A 15420-nucleotide genomic window follows, 5' to 3' on the forward strand; every position below is an offset into this window, starting at 1 on the left:
GCTAGATCGTTTGGTACATCGCTTGTACTGGCCGTTTGGTTAAACTTACAATCGGATATAAATATTTCTAAAATGTACTACCCGAATTGTCATGTTTGGGGTAGCCAATTCACGGTTTTGGAAGGCGGGGGCGATTTCGAAGCTCGTCTCCGTCCGCCTGAGGCCTCGAAAGGGGATGGGGCCAGAGGGAAACGGGGTAGAAGAACGCAGAGGCGAGTCCCCCAGACGGGGGGCGCAATGGTGCCGACGGGAAGATAGGCATCGTGCAGAAGCCATGGGAAATGAAGCCCTGCAGATCGAATTCCGATTAATTCGATCGCGCTGAATGTCGCATTGAAATAAAAATCACCGCTGCGTTTGGTGTTTTGTTTTTTAATTATTCGATATTCTCTGGTGCTGGATGCATCTTGTTAGACAGTGCAGTAACAAGGATCGGCTGCAGCCATCCCAAATTGATTTCTCGAAATGATCCGGGCGCCCGAGGGCTGATATCGCTCATTTCTCCAAAGCGAAATAAGCCGGCTTCTGCGTCATGAGGACGGGCGCTTCGAGGGTGGCTTCGCCAGGGCGGCACTGCCCACGTGCGCACTCGGCGCACACGCGTCCGGACGCACGCCGCAGGGGGTGCGTCTTCGCCTATTGAATACTTTCTATCTATATGCAGAATGGGGGCAGGACTCTGGAGAAAGAAATGCTTTCAACCCTGCCGACATTTCTGCCCCGTGCAAGCGCCTACCGGCGCAAGTTTCTGAACAATCAGAAAGAAAACCTCTTCATGGGGTCCTTCGAGAGCTTCGCGGCGGCCCAGGCCGGCGCGCCTTCCTCCAAGGCCGTCGGCTACGACAACGCGGAGCAGGCCAGGACGTTCTACAGCCCGCAGATCCACTCCTACGACTACCCGGCCCTGTTCTGGCTGGGGCGCTCGCTCGCGGAGGGCATGGCGAGCGTGTTCGACCTGGGGGGCCATGTCGGGATCAAGTACTACGCCTTTCGCCGGCTGCTGGACTATCCGGGCGGCCTGCGCTGGACCGTCTGCGATGTGCCCGGCGTGGTCAAGACGGGGCAGGAACTGGCCGTGCAGCGCGAAGCAACCGCGCAGCTGGGCTTCACCACCGACTACGGCGCCGCGAGCGGCTACGACGTGCTCTATGCCTCGGGCAGCCTGCAGTACCTGCCGGTCCGCATCGTCGAAATCATCTCCACGCTCGCGGTGAAGCCGAAGCGCATCGTGCTGAACACGACGGCGGTCCATCCGGATCGCACGCTCTACACGCTCAACAGCATCGGCTTTGCGGTCTGCCCGTACCGCATCCAGCATCACGACGTGCTGCTGGCCGAACTGAAGCAGGCCGGCTACAGGCGGCGCGACGTCTGGCGCAACGACGGCAAGCCGATCGAGGTGCCGTTCGTCGACGGCGGCGACAAGGCCTACTACGCAGGCTGCTGTTTCGACCTGGACGCGTAGATCGCGGCTGACCGGGCTCCGGTCCCGGGGCCTGGCCCGCACGCGCTGTTGAGATAGTTTTGGCATGGCTGCACCAAGTCGGGGCCTGGACGGCCGACCATATCGTTACCGGCTGTTGGCCGTGACGCCGATGGCGCAGGTTCCGAGGCCGGCCTGCGATGCCGGCGCGGGCCAGGGCGCTCGAAAGATCGCGCCCGCGAATCTCCCCGGCAACCGGGATCAGGCGCTGCTTTGGCTTGCCGGCAGCGCCTCGCGTTGTCAATCCCCTGCGCTCTAGAACCAATGTAGGAGTCCGCCCCGATCTGCAGGGGGCGGCTAGATGTGAAGTTTGCACATCTTGTTTCTCACGGAAGCAGAAAGGATTCAGTTTTGGACGTACTTTATTGCACTGCAGCATGAAGACGAGGCAATCCAGGCCCATGGGCGGCGGGACTTCGGTCAAGTCTCTTTCGTCTTTTTCATCAATGGGCGGTGTGCCGGTTGCCGGTACACGCCGCCGACATTCCAAGAGGTGGTTATGCGTGTGTCCAAACGGAACTCGTTTTTGCTTTTTCGTGGCCAGATGCGCGTTGCCAGCGCCATAGGCCGCCGCACTCCGGCCCGGCACGGCCGATGTCGGCAGAAGGGCTCCTTCGTTCCCAAGCTGGCAGCCTATGCGCTGCTGGCCTTCGTGCTGTGGCTCATGGTCTCGACGCTGATCCAGCCACTGCTGTCCTCGCAGGCGACACGGGCCGTGCTGCAGGCGCCGGTCGGGCTGATCACCTCGCCGATCAGCGGCGTGGTGACGCAGATGGCGGTGCATTCGCGTGACACGGTGACCCCGGGCTCTGTGGTGGCCACGGTGCGCAATCCCACCGTCAGCCAGGAAATCCTCACCACGCTGACGACGCAGCGTCTCGCATTGCAAAGCCAGCTGTCGCAGTTGGGCAATCAGTTCAAGGCCGACAACCAGGAGATGAAAGCCGTCGGGCAAGATGCCCAGGTCCACCGTCGGGCCTCCCTGGCGCAGACCTGGGATTCATGGGAGATCGCCCAGCGCCAGCGCGACGTTGCGCACAGCGTCGTGGCCGAGCAGGAGAACAAGGTCCGCACCAACGAGGCCCTGCTGAAAGAAGGCGCGATCAGCGAGCAGGTGATGAACGCGGCCGAGGCCCAGCTGAGCACCGCGCGCGCCAACGCGGCGGTGGCCGAGCAGGCCTTCGCGGGGCAGGCGCAGACCGTGGCGAGCGCGGGGCAGGGCGCCTTCGTGGGCACCGGGGGCAGCAACCTGTTCCAGACGCTCACGAGCCGGCGCGAAGCGCTGCGCAACAGCATCGATCGCGCCCAGCAGGACGGCACCGCCATCGTCAAGCAGCTCAAGCAGATCACGCAGCTCGAAGACGAGGAGCGTCGCCGCGTCGACAAGCTCGCCGCGTACGAGATCAAGGCGACCCAGCCGGGCCTGGTCCATACCGTGCTGATGCCCGAGGGGGCGTACGTCACGGCGGGCGCCTCGCTGGTGCGCGTCACCGATTGCAGCCGGATCGGCGTCGTCGCGGTGTTTCCCGCGCGGGTGGCGAAGCGGCTGGGCATCGGCTCCGTGCTCGATGTGACGATCGGGGAGAACACCGCCGCGATGCCTGCGCGCGTCGAGCAGTTGCTGCCCGTGGCTTCCGACGCACTGCAGAGCACCTACAGCGTGCCCTTTCCCTATGCCGAGCAGGGCTCCATCTATGCCGTGGCGCGCATCGAGGACGGCGGGTCGCAAGAGGCCGAATCCCGCAGGCAGAGCCTGTGCGTGCCGGGCAAGGTGGTCTCGGCCAGCCTCAGGTCCTGAGTGCGGATGCACAGCCATTCACTTTCCCGGGCGTGGGTGCACGGCACCGTCGCATCGATGATGCTGGCCTGGTCGGCGGCGGTGGCCTCGGCGCCACAGGCTGGCGCCACGCAGCAGGCGCTCGCGCGGCAAAGCTGCGACGGGCTGCGGCGCGCGGTCGCCCACGACCAGGCGGGCGTTGCTTCCGGGCCGTTGTTCCTCAACAGCTACAGGCCGGCGGATGGCGGCAAGGGCGAGCCGCCCTTCGAGCCTGCGCTGGCGGGTGCCGCCTTCACCTACGACAACGCGCTGGCCGGCATCGCACTGCTCGCCTGTGGCGACCAGGCCGCCGCCAGGCGCATCGGCGATGCCGTGGTGCGCGCCGTCGAGCACGACCAGAACGTGGCCGACGGGCGCGTGCGCAACGCCTACCGCGCCGGGCCGGTGACCGAGGAAAAGCCCGCGCTGCCCGGCCGCTGGGACGCGGGCCGGAAGCAATGGATCGCTGACGCCTACCAGGTCAGCACCGCCACCGGCAACGTGGCCTGGGCCGCGTTGCTCCTGCTGAACCTGTTCCAGGCCGAGCCCTCGCCGGCCTATCTGGCGACCGCGCGGAAACTGCTGGCCTGGACCGAGCAGAACACGCGTGCCAGGAATGCACCGGACGGCTACAACGGCGGCCGCTACGGCTGGGACAACGCGCAGCGCGCCCAGACCTGGAAGTCCACCGAACACAACATCGACATCGCCGTGGCGGCCGCCTGGGCGGCACGTGCCGGCGGCGGACAGAGCGGACCGGAGCGCCAGCAGGCGCGCACCGCGCTCGACTTCGTGGGCCGCATGTGGAATCCGTCGGAGCAGCGCTTCAACATCGGCACCAAGGAGGACGGCGCGACCATCGCCACCGAGGGTTCCGGCCTGGATGCGCAGTTGTGGCCATTGCTGGCGGCACCCGATGGCTCCTGCGCCTGGACGCGCGGGCTGGATTGGGTGGAGAAGCACCACCGCTTCGGCGAGGGCTATGGCTTCTCGCGCAATCCCGACGGCATCTGGACCGAGGGCAGCGCGCAGGCTGCCGCGACCCTGGTGGCGCGCAAGGGCGCGGCGCCCGAGGCCCTGTGGCAATTGCTGGCGTCGCAACGCGCCGACAACGGCCTGTATTACGCAACCCCCAGTTCCCGCATCTCCACCGGGCTGTCCATCGGCCCGGACTCGCCCGACGCCGATTTCTACTACTACCGCTGGCCGCACCTGGGCGCTACCGCCTGGATCGCATTGGCCGCCACGGGGTTCAACCCCTTCACCGGCAAGACCGCCGCAACAGGAGCCACACCATCATGTCCAGCCTGATCGCCACGCCGGAGTTCCAGCTCAACGCACTCGTTGCAGGGCTCGCGCTCCTCCTGATGACCTGGGCCAGGGTCGATCGCATCACCCACCGCATGCTGTTCGGCGCGCTGACGGCATTGCTGTTGCTGCGCTACGCAGTCTGGCGCGTGGTTGCCACCATGCCGCCCTCGGACCTGGGCTTCGGAACCCTGTTTGCCTGGGTGTTCCTCTTCTTCGAGCTGACCGCCGTCGTCTACACGCTGATGTCGATCCACATGCTGGTACGCCGCCGAGACAACCGGCATCTGGCCGACCGCGGCGAGGCCGCGCTGCGCAGCCGCGGCGCGCAGGTGCCGGCCGTGGACGTGTTCATCTGCACGTACAACGAAGAACTGGCCGTGCTGGAAAAGACCATCATCGCGGCCCAGGCCATCGACTATCCCCGGCTGCAGATCTGGGTGCTCGACGACACCCGGCGCGACTGGCTGCGCGACTATTGCGAGCGCCGGGGCGTGCACTACGCGCGGCGGCCCGACAACAGCCACGCGAAGGCCGGCAACCTGAACAACGGCCTGCGCCTGTCGGCGGGCGTGACCAATGCGCCCTTCATTCTCGTGCTCGACGCGGACTTTGCGCCGCAGCGCCAGATCGTCTACCGCATGCTCGGCCTGTTCGAGGACCGCCGCGTCGGGCTGGTGCAGACGCCGCAGTTCTATTACAACGCCGACCCCATCCAGCACAACCTGCGCGCCACCGACAGCTGGGTCGACGAGCAGCGCGTGTTCTTCGACGTGCTGCAGCCGGCGAAGGATGCGGTGGACGCGGCCTTCTGCGTGGGCACCTCCTTCATCGTGCGGCGGGACCTGATCACCGCCGCGGGCGGGTTCCCCGTCGGCAGCGTGTGCGAAGACATCCACACCACCTACCTGTTGCTGCGGCACGGCCACGTCACACGCTGGCTGGGCGAGCGGCTGTCGAACGGGTTGTCGGCCGAAAGCATCGTCGACTACATCAACCAGCGCAGCCGCTGGTGCCTGGGCACGGTGCAGCTCGCGCTGCTGCCCAACGGGCCGTTGCGCGGCAGCGGCTACACCCTTTCGGCCCGGCTGCATTTTCTGCACGGGCTGCTGCACTGGCTGGGCAAGCCCTTCATGGCACTGATCATGCTGGCACCCGTGCTGTACTGGTATGCCGGCGTCTCGGTCTTTCATGCCACGCCGCAGGCCTTCGCCGCCTACGGGCTGCCGCCGCTCGTGATGTTCTGGGCCTACAGCTACTGGATCAGCCAGCGGCGCTGCCTGCCGGTGTTCAGCGAGGTGAGCCAGCTCGTGGCGGCGATGGCCGTCACCGGCACGCTGGCCAGCGCGATGCTGCGGCCCTTCGGTCGTCCTTTCAAGGTGACGGCCAAGGGACTCGATCGTTCGAAAACCGTCGTGCACTGGAAGCTGGTCGCCGTGTTCGGCGGGCTGCTGGTCGCGCTGCAGGGCGGTGGCGCAACGGCCGCGATGAGCGGTGCGGCGCTCACGCCCGGCGACGAACTCAACCTCGTGTGGACCGGCATTGCGCTGGTCCTCTGCCTGGGCGCGCTCATCGCATGCATCGATCTGCCTCGGCCGGAGCAGGAAGAGCGCTTCCCCTGGCGCGCGCGCACCAGGGTCCGCACCGCGGCAGGGGAGAGCGAATCGCGCTTCGTCAACATCGCGGCGGACGGCGCGCTGCTGGAAGGCGGCGCGATGTTCAAACGCCTGCGCGTCGGACAGCCGCTGGAGGTCTACGTCGACCCGGTCGGCTGGCTGCCGGCCCATCTTGCCGGGCGGGGGCCGACCGGTGCCGAGCTGCGGTTTGCCGGCACCGAGGCCCAGCGCGAGCGTCTGGTGGGCCACGTGTTCAATGTGCCGCCGAGCCATGTGGCCGTTCAGGTGCGGCCATGGCGGGCCGCGTCGGCGCTGCTCGCGAGCGCTGGATTCCGCTCGCCCCAGGCGGGGTTCGTGCGCCTGTGTCTGCGGCTGTTCCTGCTGGTGCTGGCGGCGTGCGTTCTGCTGGTGGTGAGTGGATGCAATCTCACGCCGCCGCTCAAGCAGCCCGACCTGTCGATGCCTTCGCAATGGCCGGCCGGCGCGACGGTGCCCGCCGCGGAGCCCGTGGACTGGCGCGGCTTCGTGCAGGACGACGAACTGCGCGGACTGATTGCCACCGCGCTGGCCCAGAACCGCGACCTGCGCGCCTACGCCGCGCGGGCGCGCGAGGCGAGGGCTACGTATGCCGGGAGCCGCGCCTCGCTGTTCCCGGCGCTGGGGCTGTCGGGCCATGCCCAGAGGGCGCAAACCACGCCGCAAGGCTCGCTCAGTCCGGTCGGCAATCTGCCGTCCGACGGGCGCGTTTCCAACAGCTTCGACATCCAGGCCGGCGTGATGTCGTACGAGCTGGACTTCTTCGGCCGCCAGCAGAGCAGCACGCAACAAAGCGGCTCCCTGGCCGAGGCCGGCGACAAGGACTACGCGGCAGCGCGCATGAACCTGGTGGGCGAGCTGTCGAACGCGTACCTCACGCTGCGCGCAGACCGGGCCCTGCTGGGCCTGGCCAATGCCAACGAGGCCGGGCTGACCTCCAACGCCGACATGATCGGCCGCGCCAAGACGGCCGGCGGTGCCGCGCAGCTCGACGTCTACCGCGCGCAGTCGCTGTTGCAGAACGCCCGCGTGCGGCAGGAAGAATTCCGCATGCGGGTCGCCCAGGACCTGCAATGGCTGAACGTGCTGGTGGGCCAACCCGTGCCGCCGGAGACGGGCGCCGCCCGACCCTGGCCCGAACGCTCCACCGCACAGGTGGCGGCAGGCATGCCGTCCAGCCTGCTGCAGCGCCGCCCCGATCTGCTGGCGGCCTATGCGCGCGTCGAAGCCGCCAATTCGGGCGTGGGCGCGGCCAAGGCCGCCATGCTGCCGACCATTTCCCTGACGGCCCTGACGGGCGGCATCAGCAGGGAGCTGTCGACGCTGCTGAGCGGCAGCAACAGCAGCTGGGCCGGCGTGCTGGGCGTGTCGCTGCCCCTGTTCGACTGGGGGCGCCGGTCGGCCAACATCACGGGCAACGAAGAGCGGCTTGCGGCGGCGATGGCCTCCTACGAATATGCGGCGCAAGTGGCTTTCCGCGAGGCGGCCAACGCCCTGATTGCCGGCGACCACCTGCTCCCGCAGCTCGAGGCGCAGCAGGCGCGCGTGCAGGCTCTCGAGAAGGTGGCCAGCATTTCACGCACGCGCTTTCGCAGCGGCATGGAAGACTACTTCTCCAGCCAGGACGCGCAGCGCGAACTCTATACGGAGCAACAGCAGCTGATCGAACTGCAGCTCAAGGCCGCCGTCAACACGGTCAATCTGTACAAGGCGCTTGGGGGCGGGTGGGGCAGTGCGTAGGGCCCGGGGACGCGAGGGCCGCGCTCGCTGTCGCAGCGAGAAAACGGCCATGATTCCGGATTGGCAAGAGGGCGGGAGTACTTTGTGCCTACGGGTGTACCCGGGGCAGCCGGCCCCATGAAACAGCGGCCAATCTGTTCGGAGATGTGTCAAAGTGAGGAAGTCCTTCAGACGACCTCATTGCTCCGAAAGTGCGCGTGTTTCGTCGACCATCCATCACCTTCCGCACGATGGCCTTCGTGGCCGTCGTCTGCTTCACTCTCGTGGCCATCGACTGCTGGAACAGCTGGCGTGCGCGCGAGATTCACCTGGAGCAAATGAATGTTGCGGCATCGAACCTCGCGCGTGCCATGGCGCAGCAGGCGGACGACGCGATCAAGAAGGCCGATACGGCGGTGGTCGGCATAGTCGAACGCGTCGAGCATGACGGCACCGGTCCGGCGGCTGTCGAGCGGCTTCGCAAGGTGCTCGCCATGCGGGTTGCCGAGCTTCCGCAACTCGACGGGATGCACATCTACGACGAGAACGGAAACTGGGTCGCCAACTCCCGGCAGGTACCGCCGCAAAACCTGAACAATGCGGACAGAGAGTACTTCGTCTTTCATCGCGCACACGAGGAGCGCGGGCCGCACATCGGCATTCCGGTGAAGAGCCGGACCACCGGTGAGCTGCTCGTTCCCGTCTCGCGGCGCATCAACCATGTGGACGGCAGCTTCGCCGGGGTGGTGCTCGCGACGATCGAGATCGACTTCTTCATGAAGTTCTACGACAGCCTCGACATCGGCGAGGCCGGTGCCGTTGCGCTGGTGCTCGAAAATGGGACCATGGTGACGCGCCGGCCGTACAGCCCTGGGGTGGTGGGCAGGAACATGCTGGAAACCGGACTCTTCCGCGCCTACGTTGCCCAGGGCTCGGTCGGCATGGCCTACATCAAGTCGTCGCAGGACGGTGTGACGCGCCTGAACAGCTTCCGGCGTCTCGCCAACTATCCCGTGCTCGTTGCCGCGGCCTTGTCCAAGGACGAAATCCTGGCCGCCTGGTGGTACGAAACGCTCTGGCATACCGGGGGCGTTCTCCTCCTGACGTCGCTCGTCGGTTTCGTGGGATGGCGCCTGGTCAGGCAGATCGAACTGCGGACCAAGACCGAGGCCGAACTGCGGCGGGCGCGCGATGCGCTGGAGACGCTGAACAAGACCCTCAATACGCTGGCCATGGAGGACGGCCTCACCGGGCTCGCAAACCGCCGGCAGTTCGACGCGACGCTCGATACCGAGTTCAGCCGGGCCACGCGCGAAGCAAGCACCCTGGCGCTCATCATGATCGATGTCGATTGCTTCAAGCAGTACAACGATATCTACGGCCACGCGGCCGGCGACGAGTGCCTGCAATCGATCGGCCGCACGGTCGCCAGTTTCGCGTCCCGGCGTCCGGGAGACTTTGCGGCCAGGTATGGCGGGGAGGAACTGGCGGTGCTGCTGCCGAACACCGATGTGGCAGGCGCCGCCGTCCTGGCGGAGCGAATCCGCAGCGCGGTTCAGGCGCTGAAGATCGTGCACGCTGGCACCGAGGACGGCTTCGTGACATTGAGTGCCGGCGTGGACGCGCTCAGTCCCGTGCCCGGCAAGGGGCAGCCGAAGGAACTGATCCAGGCCGCCGACAAGGCGTTGTATGCGGCCAAGACGGGAGGCCGCAACCGCGTTTGCACGGCAACGGGGTCAGTGCTTGTGCCTGTACCCGTGTCTGCGTAAGCCAGGTTCACCGATTCACGCGGAGCCCCTGGGCTCTCCGCGATATCGCGGTCTGGCGGTCTGCCGGCGGCGCTCGATCCATTCGAACCCCAGCATCCCGACGAGCATGGCCACGACGAATGCAGCGGCCTTGGGTTCGCCCATGCCGAGGGCGACGAGGCCGGGGCCCGGGCAGAAGCCGGCAATGCCCCAGCCGACGCCGAACACGAGACTGCCCCCGACCAGCCGCGCGTCGATGCGGCGTGCCGTGGGGAGTTGCATCTGCGCACCCAGCAGCGAACGCGTGCGCCGCCCGGCCACGAAGAAGGCGCCGACGCCCACCGCAATGGCACCTGCCATCACCAGTGCCAGCGAAGGGTCCCAGCGCCCGGAGAGATCGAGGAAGCCGAGGATCTTGGCCGGGTTGGCCATGCCGGAAACGATGAGGCCGAGGCCGAACAGCAGGCCGGAAAGAAAGGACGTGAAAGCGGGCATGGCTTTTCTCCTTCAGGCGCCCGCAAGGTGCCGGACCACGAACACGGTGGCGAATCCCGCCGCCATGAACGCCACGGTGGCGGCCAGCGAACGCGGCGAGAAGCGCGACAGGCCGCACACGCCGTGCCCGCTCGTGCACCCCGCACCGTAGCGCGTGCCCAGGCCCACGAGCAGGCCCGCCACCACCAATGCGGGCCAGCCTGCATCGATCTGCAGCACCGGCCGAGGGCCGAGCACGAGCCAGGCGATCGGCGCTGCAACCAATCCGCCCACGAACGCCAGCCGCCAGGCCACGTCGCCGGACGACGGCCGCAGGAGACCGCCGAGCACGCCACTGATGCCGGCGATGCGCCCGTTGAGCAGCACGAACATGCCTGACGCGAGGCCGATCAGCACGCCACCGGCCAGCGACGACCAGGGTGTGAAGGCCTGCCAGTCGATGGAGATCATGACGGTTCCTTGGGGCAGTAGAGGCGGTAGAGCACCGCCAGGATGTCGAGCAGCGCGGGGTCGGCCACGCTGTAGTAGATGTTCTTGCCCTCGCGCCGAGTGCTCACCACGCCCTCGTTGCGCAGCACGCCGAGTTGCTGGGACAGCGTGGGCTGACGGATCTCGAGCTGGGCCTCGAGTTCGCTCACGCACAGCTCCTGCTGCGAGAGCTGGCACATCAGCAGCATCCGCTCTTCGTTCGCGAGAACCTTCAGCGCGCTCACGGCGCGCGCGGCGCCTTCGCGCAGGCGTTGGGGGTCGATGACCGCAGGTTTTTTGGGTGGCATGAGCGACAAGGACCAAGGGATTGACATCAATATACTAATTTATATATTATTTATCAATAGATTGAAAGAAGCCAGGAGGGCATCCGATGCCTGCACAGACCACCACGCACGCCTTCTTCGACCCGACAACCGGGACCGTGTCGTACGTGGTCTGGGACCATGCGACGCGGCGCGCAGCGATCGTCGATCCGGTGCTCGATTTCGATTTCAGGTCGGGACGCACGGGAACGCGATCCGCCGACCGGATCATCGGCTGCGTGCGCACGCAGCAGCTGCAGGTCGACTGGATTCTCGAGACGCACGCGCATGCCGACCATCTCTCGAGCGCGCACTACCTGCAGGAGCAGCTGGGTGGCCGCATCRCCATTGGCGCGCATATCCGCGAGGTGCAGGCCACCTTCAAGAAGCTCTACAACCTGGAGCGCGGCTTCCTGCCCGACGGCAGCCAGTTCGACCATCTGTTCGAGGACGCAGAGACCTTCATGATCGGAGAGTCGAGGGCGACCGCCCTGAGAGTGCCCGGCCACACGCCGGCGGACATGGCCTACCTGGTGGACGGCGCGGTGTTCGTGGGCGACACGCTGTTCATGCCCGACGTCGGCAGCGCTCGCGCCGATTTCCCGGGCGGCGACGCGCACGCGCTGTACCGCTCCGTGCGCAAGCTGCTGGCACTTCCACCGGACACCGTCATCTACGTCTGCCACGACTATCCGCCGGCCTCGCGCGCCGCGGCCTGGCAGACCACCGTGGGCGCGCAGCGCGCACAGAACATCCATGTGCGCGACGGCATCGGCGAGGAGGCTTTCGTTGCCATGCGCAACGCACGCGATGCCACGCTCGACGTACCGACGCTCATCCTGCCGTCGATTCAGGTCAATGTGCGTGCCGGACGGCTGCCCCCGGCGGACGACAACGGCATCGCGTACTTGCGGATTCCGCTCAATGCGCTACCGGCAGCGACCCGGTAAGCCGTCAACGCCTTTGCGGTGAACGCGTCTCCGAGGGCCGTTCGCCAAAGCGCGCACGGTACTGGTTCGCGAAGTGGCCCAGGTGAAGGAACCCGTACTTCTGCGCCGCCTCTCGCACGCCGGCGCGGTCCGGCGCCACCAGTTCGGCCCTGACCTTGTCGAGCCGGAGTTCGCGCAGGAACTCCATCGGCCCTCTGCCTGCATGCTGGCGAAATGCCACTTGCAACGTGCGCGCGCTGCATCCGACCTCCCTGCACACGTCGGCCAGCGACAGGGGCTGCTCGGCGTGGGCTTCCATGAACGCCTGCGCCCTGCGGACCACGCGCGGCAGCAGGTCGCGCTGCGTGTCGCCGGTCAGCGCGCGCGAGTGGTTGTGCACGACCGACATCAGCAGGGTCGACATCAGGTATTCCTCGGCGTGCTCCGCCAGCCGGCCGCTGTCCTGGAGCGCATTGCCGGCATCGAGCGTGCGCTGCAGGTAGTCGATGAAGTGCACCATGGGCGCGAGCGCGGGGTTGTCGAGCGGCACGCCGAGATCGAATACAAGGGGTTGCCTGACCGGGGCCTGCAGCAGCGACTCGAGCCGGGAGAGCAGCGCCGCGCGGGCGACCCGCACGATGAGGTGCGGGCTGTCGTCGGCCCAGCGCATCGAGAGCGGTTCGGTGGGTGAAGGCAGCGAGGCCAGGCGCGGGCCGGCATCGATGTGCTGGGCGCCGCAACGGATCTCGGCGCCGCCGCGCAATGGAATCTGCAGCAGGAAGAAATCCCCCAGGTAGCCGGGATCGATCTGGACGCCAGGGCCGTACTGCACATAGTTGAGGCTCACGTCGCGGTGCAGCCGTGCGCTGTGGTGGCAGGCATCGAGTTCGGTGCGCGGGCGCAGCATGGTCAGGCCATGCGGGCAGAACACGCGCGCCACGCTCTCCCGCGCCTCGTCCATGTCGTGGCTCTCGAACAATCGATAGCGCTGCAGCGGCAGCCGGGAGGTCGGGGCGGTTTCCATGGGGCCAAGTCACCCTAGCAAAAACCATCCCCACCCGCAATTCGGATCGCCCCTCRACAAAAACTGCGCGCCGGGGACAGGCGCTGCGCTTTCGGGATTCGCCCGCGGCCTGCCGTCTCCTATCGTTCGACCCCACAGGCCAGCCCGGCCTGGTGGATTCACCGAGGAGCCAGGATCATGTTCAAGGGACTCGAAGGCAAGAGCGCGATCGTCACCGGCGGCGCCACATTGCTGGGCGCCGGCGTGGTGCGCGCACTGCACGCGGCCGGCGTGAAGATCGTCGTTGCCGATATCGACGACGCGAGGGGAAAGGCGCTGGCCGACGCGCTCGGCGACGGCACGCGCTTCGTGCACACCGACATCACCGACGACGCGCAGGTCAAGGCCTGCGTCGCTCAGGCGGTGCAGCTGCACGGAGGCGTGCACTTTCTGGTGAACCTCGCGTGCTCCTACATCGACGACGGCTTCAAGTCGCCGCGCGCCGACTGGCTCGCGTCGTTCGATGTGAACGTCGCGAGCGCGGTGGCGATGCTGCAGGCCGTGCATCCGCACATGGTTGCCGCCGGTGGCGGGGCGGTGGTCAATTTCACGAGCATCTCGTCGCGCGTGGCACAGACCGGGCGCTGGCTCTATCCGGTGAGCAAGGCCGCGATGGCACAGCTCACGCGCAGCATGGCGATGGATCTCGCACACGACCGCATCCGCGTGAACAGCGTGTCGCCGGGCTGGACGTGGTCGGCCGTGATGAACCGGCTCAGCGGCGGCGACCGCGCCAAGACCGATCGCGTGGCCGCGCCGTTCCATCTGCTCGGGCGTGTCGGCGATCCGGACGAGGTGGCACAGGTGGTCCTGTTCCTGTGCTCCGACCACGCGAGCTTCGTGACCGGCGCCGACTACGCGGTGGACGGCGGCTATGCCGCCATGGGCCCCGAGCAGGCCGTGCCCGCCATTCCCAGGTTGATGGACTAGCTCCTCGCGGAGCATCAAGGAGCATGAAATGAAGCGAATCGCGATCGTCGGTGCGGGCCAGTCCGGCCTGCAACTGGGACTTGGGCTGCTCGACGCGGGCTACGAGGTGACGATGTTCAGCAACCGCACGGGCGAGGACATCCGGCACGGCAAGGTGATGTCGAGCCAGTGCATGTTCCACACCTCGTTGCAGATCGAGCGCGGCCTGGGGCTGGACCACTGGGCGCGCGACTGTCCCACGGTGGATGGCATCGGGTTGGCCGTGCCGCATCCCGAGCAGAAAGGCGCCAAGGCCATCGACTGGGCGGCGCGGCTGAACGCGAGCGCGCAGTCGGTCGACCAGCGGGTGAAGATCCCGGCCTGGATGGACGCGTTCCAGAAGAAGGGCGGCGAACTCGTCTTCAAGGACGTGGGCATCGACGAGCTGGAGACCTGCGCCCGCAGCCACGACCTCACGCTGGTGGCGAGCGGCAAGGGCGAGATCTCGAAGCTGTTCGAGCGCGATGCCCACAAGTCGAGCTTCGACAAGCCGCAGCGCGCATTGGCGCTGACCTATGTGAAGGGCATGAAGCCGCGCGAGCCGTTCTCGGCGGTGTGCTTCAACCTGATTCCCGGGGTGGGGGAGTACTTCGTCTTCCCTGCGCTGACCACCACGGGGCCATGCGAGATCATGGTGTTCGAAGGCGTGCCGGGCGGCCCGATGGACTGCTGGGCCGACGTGAAGACACCCCAGGAGCACCTCGCGCGCAGCAAGTGGATCATCGACACCTTCACGCCCTGGGAGGCCGAGCGCAGCAGGGATGCCGAGCTGACCGACGACAACGGCATCCTGGCCGGCCGCTTTGCGCCGACCGTGCGCAAACCCGTGGCGACCTTGCCCTCCGGGCGCAAGGTGCTGGGCATGGCCGACGTGGTGGTGCTCAACGACCCGATCACCGGGCAGGGATCGAACAACGCGGCGAAATGTGCCGACACGTACCTGAAGAGCATCCTCGCGCGAGGCGAGGGCGCCGCCGATGCGGCATGGATGCAGCAGACCTTCGACCGCTACTGGTTCGGCTATTCGCAGTGGGTCACGCGCTGGACCAACATGCTGCTCGCACCGCCGCCACCGCATGTGCTGAAGCTGCTCGGCAGCGCCGGCGCCGTGCCGCCGCTGGCCAGCGCGATCGCCAACGGCTTCGACGATCCCCGGACCTTCTTCCCGTGGTTCGCGGACGCGGTCGAAGCGGACCGCTACATCGACACCTGCGCCGCCGCGGCGTAGCACGAGGCACCGCATGACCAGACGCGTGGCCATCGTCGGCGCAGGACAGTCCGGCATGCAGCTGGCCTTGGGCCTGCAGCGTGCCGGGTTCGCCGTGACGGTTTTCTCCAACCGCACGGCGCAGGAGATCGCCGAGGGACCGGTGATGTCGAGCCAGTGCATGTTCGAGGCCGCACTGCAGGCCGAGCGCGAACTGGCGCTGGACTGGTGGTCGCA

General features: G+C 67.0%; 12 protein-coding genes. 8 read left to right on the plus strand and 4 right to left on the minus strand.

The features are described 5' to 3' along the window. The first annotated feature begins 775 nt into the window (after nt 1–775). From AC1DXX_RS03825 to AC1DXX_RS03845, 5 genes are all read left to right on the plus strand, one after another. Nucleotides 776–1465 carry a TIGR04325 family methyltransferase gene (locus AC1DXX_RS03825; protein ID WP_478132832.1) on the plus strand — a complete coding sequence of 230 codons (690 nt, stop codon included), beginning with the start codon at nt 776–778 and terminating at the stop codon, nt 1463–1465. Nucleotides 1466–2027: 562 nt separating this feature from the next. After that, complete coding sequence (locus AC1DXX_RS03830; protein WP_478132833.1) at nt 2028–3281, plus strand: HlyD family secretion protein; 1254 nt, start codon at nt 2028–2030, stop codon at nt 3279–3281. Nucleotides 3282–3287: 6 nt separating this feature from the next. Further along, nucleotides 3288–4610 carry a hypothetical protein gene (locus AC1DXX_RS03835; protein ID WP_478132834.1) on the plus strand — a complete coding sequence of 441 codons (1323 nt, stop codon included), beginning with the start codon at nt 3288–3290 and terminating at the stop codon, nt 4608–4610. Beyond that, complete coding sequence (locus AC1DXX_RS03840) at nt 4598–7999, plus strand: efflux transporter outer membrane subunit (RefSeq protein WP_478132835.1); 3402 nt, start codon at nt 4598–4600, stop codon at nt 7997–7999. The genes AC1DXX_RS03835 and AC1DXX_RS03840 overlap by 13 nt, the downstream gene beginning before the upstream one ends. A 230-nt stretch (nt 8000–8229) precedes the next feature. Beyond that, nucleotides 8230–9747: a GGDEF domain-containing protein gene (locus tag AC1DXX_RS03845; RefSeq protein WP_478132836.1), complete on the plus strand. Its 1518-nt coding sequence runs from the start codon at nt 8230–8232 to the stop codon at nt 9745–9747. A gap of 15 nt (nt 9748–9762) precedes the next feature. On the opposite strand, the gene AC1DXX_RS03850 is transcribed toward AC1DXX_RS03845, so the two are convergent. From AC1DXX_RS03850 to AC1DXX_RS03860, 3 genes are read right to left on the minus strand one after another with little or no spacing between them, the layout of a single operon-like run. Beyond that, nucleotides 9763–10221, minus strand: coding sequence for a DUF6691 family protein (locus AC1DXX_RS03850; protein WP_478132837.1), 459 nt, complete (start codon nt 10219–10221; stop codon nt 9763–9765). A gap of 12 nt (nt 10222–10233) precedes the next feature. After that, on the minus strand, nt 10234–10668 hold the full coding sequence (locus AC1DXX_RS03855; RefSeq protein ID WP_478132862.1) for a YeeE/YedE family protein: 435 nt from the start codon (nt 10666–10668) through the stop codon (nt 10234–10236). Further along, a complete protein-coding gene (locus tag AC1DXX_RS03860; RefSeq protein WP_478132838.1) occupies nt 10668–10997 on the minus strand; it encodes an ArsR/SmtB family transcription factor in 330 nt (109 codons plus the stop codon). The genes AC1DXX_RS03855 and AC1DXX_RS03860 overlap by 1 nt, the downstream gene beginning before the upstream one ends. An 86-nt stretch (nt 10998–11083) precedes the next feature. Between AC1DXX_RS03860 and AC1DXX_RS03865 the strand changes: the two genes are divergently transcribed. Next, nucleotides 11084–11965: an MBL fold metallo-hydrolase gene (locus AC1DXX_RS03865; RefSeq protein WP_478132839.1), complete on the plus strand. Its 882-nt coding sequence runs from the start codon at nt 11084–11086 to the stop codon at nt 11963–11965. 4 nt (nt 11966–11969) lie between these two features. Here AC1DXX_RS03865 and AC1DXX_RS03870 read toward each other — a convergent pair whose 3' ends face one another. Next, complete coding sequence (locus AC1DXX_RS03870; RefSeq protein ID WP_478132840.1) at nt 11970–12968, minus strand: AraC family transcriptional regulator; 999 nt, start codon at nt 12966–12968, stop codon at nt 11970–11972. Nucleotides 12969–13145: 177 nt separating this feature from the next. On the opposite strand from AC1DXX_RS03870, the gene AC1DXX_RS03875 reads away from it, so the two are divergent. Both AC1DXX_RS03875 and AC1DXX_RS03880 read left to right on the plus strand, forming a co-directional pair. Beyond that, the gene (locus tag AC1DXX_RS03875; RefSeq protein ID WP_478132841.1) at nt 13146–13937 is read left to right on the plus strand and encodes an SDR family oxidoreductase; all 792 of its coding nucleotides are present in this window, start codon (nt 13146–13148) and stop codon (nt 13935–13937) included. A 28-nt stretch (nt 13938–13965) separates the two neighbouring features. Continuing rightward, entirely contained in the window at nt 13966–15204 is a 1239-nt protein-coding gene (locus tag AC1DXX_RS03880) for a styrene monooxygenase/indole monooxygenase family protein (protein WP_478132842.1), read from the plus strand. The last annotated feature ends 216 nt before the right edge of the window (nt 15205–15420 follow it).

The sequence above is a fragment of the Variovorax sp. P4_B10 genome, assembly GCF_056402375.1.

Excerpts from the sequence above, each read along its gene's own strand:
- AC1DXX_RS03835 (WP_478132834.1), top strand. The coding sequence starts at position 3,288 with ATGCACAGCCATTCACTTTCCCGGGCGTGGGTGCACGGCACCGTCGCA.
- AC1DXX_RS03830 (WP_478132833.1), top strand. The coding sequence starts at position 2,028 with ATGCGCGTTGCCAGCGCCATAGGCCGCCGCACTCCGGCCCGGCACGGC.
- AC1DXX_RS03870 (WP_478132840.1), bottom strand. The coding sequence starts at position 12,968 with ATGGAAACCGCCCCGACCTCCCGGCTGCCGCTGCAGCGCTATCGATTG.
- AC1DXX_RS03845 (WP_478132836.1), top strand. The coding sequence starts at position 8,230 with ATGGCCTTCGTGGCCGTCGTCTGCTTCACTCTCGTGGCCATCGACTGC.
- AC1DXX_RS03850 (WP_478132837.1), bottom strand. The coding sequence starts at position 10,221 with ATGCCCGCTTTCACGTCCTTTCTTTCCGGCCTGCTGTTCGGCCTCGGC.
- AC1DXX_RS03860 (WP_478132838.1), bottom strand. The coding sequence starts at position 10,997 with ATGCCACCCAAAAAACCTGCGGTCATCGACCCCCAACGCCTGCGCGAA.
- AC1DXX_RS03840 (WP_478132835.1), top strand. The coding sequence starts at position 4,598 with ATGTCCAGCCTGATCGCCACGCCGGAGTTCCAGCTCAACGCACTCGTT.
- AC1DXX_RS03875 (WP_478132841.1), top strand. The coding sequence starts at position 13,146 with ATGTTCAAGGGACTCGAAGGCAAGAGCGCGATCGTCACCGGCGGCGCC.
- AC1DXX_RS03880 (WP_478132842.1), top strand. The coding sequence starts at position 13,966 with ATGAAGCGAATCGCGATCGTCGGTGCGGGCCAGTCCGGCCTGCAACTG.
- AC1DXX_RS03825 (WP_478132832.1), top strand. The coding sequence starts at position 776 with ATGGGGTCCTTCGAGAGCTTCGCGGCGGCCCAGGCCGGCGCGCCTTCC.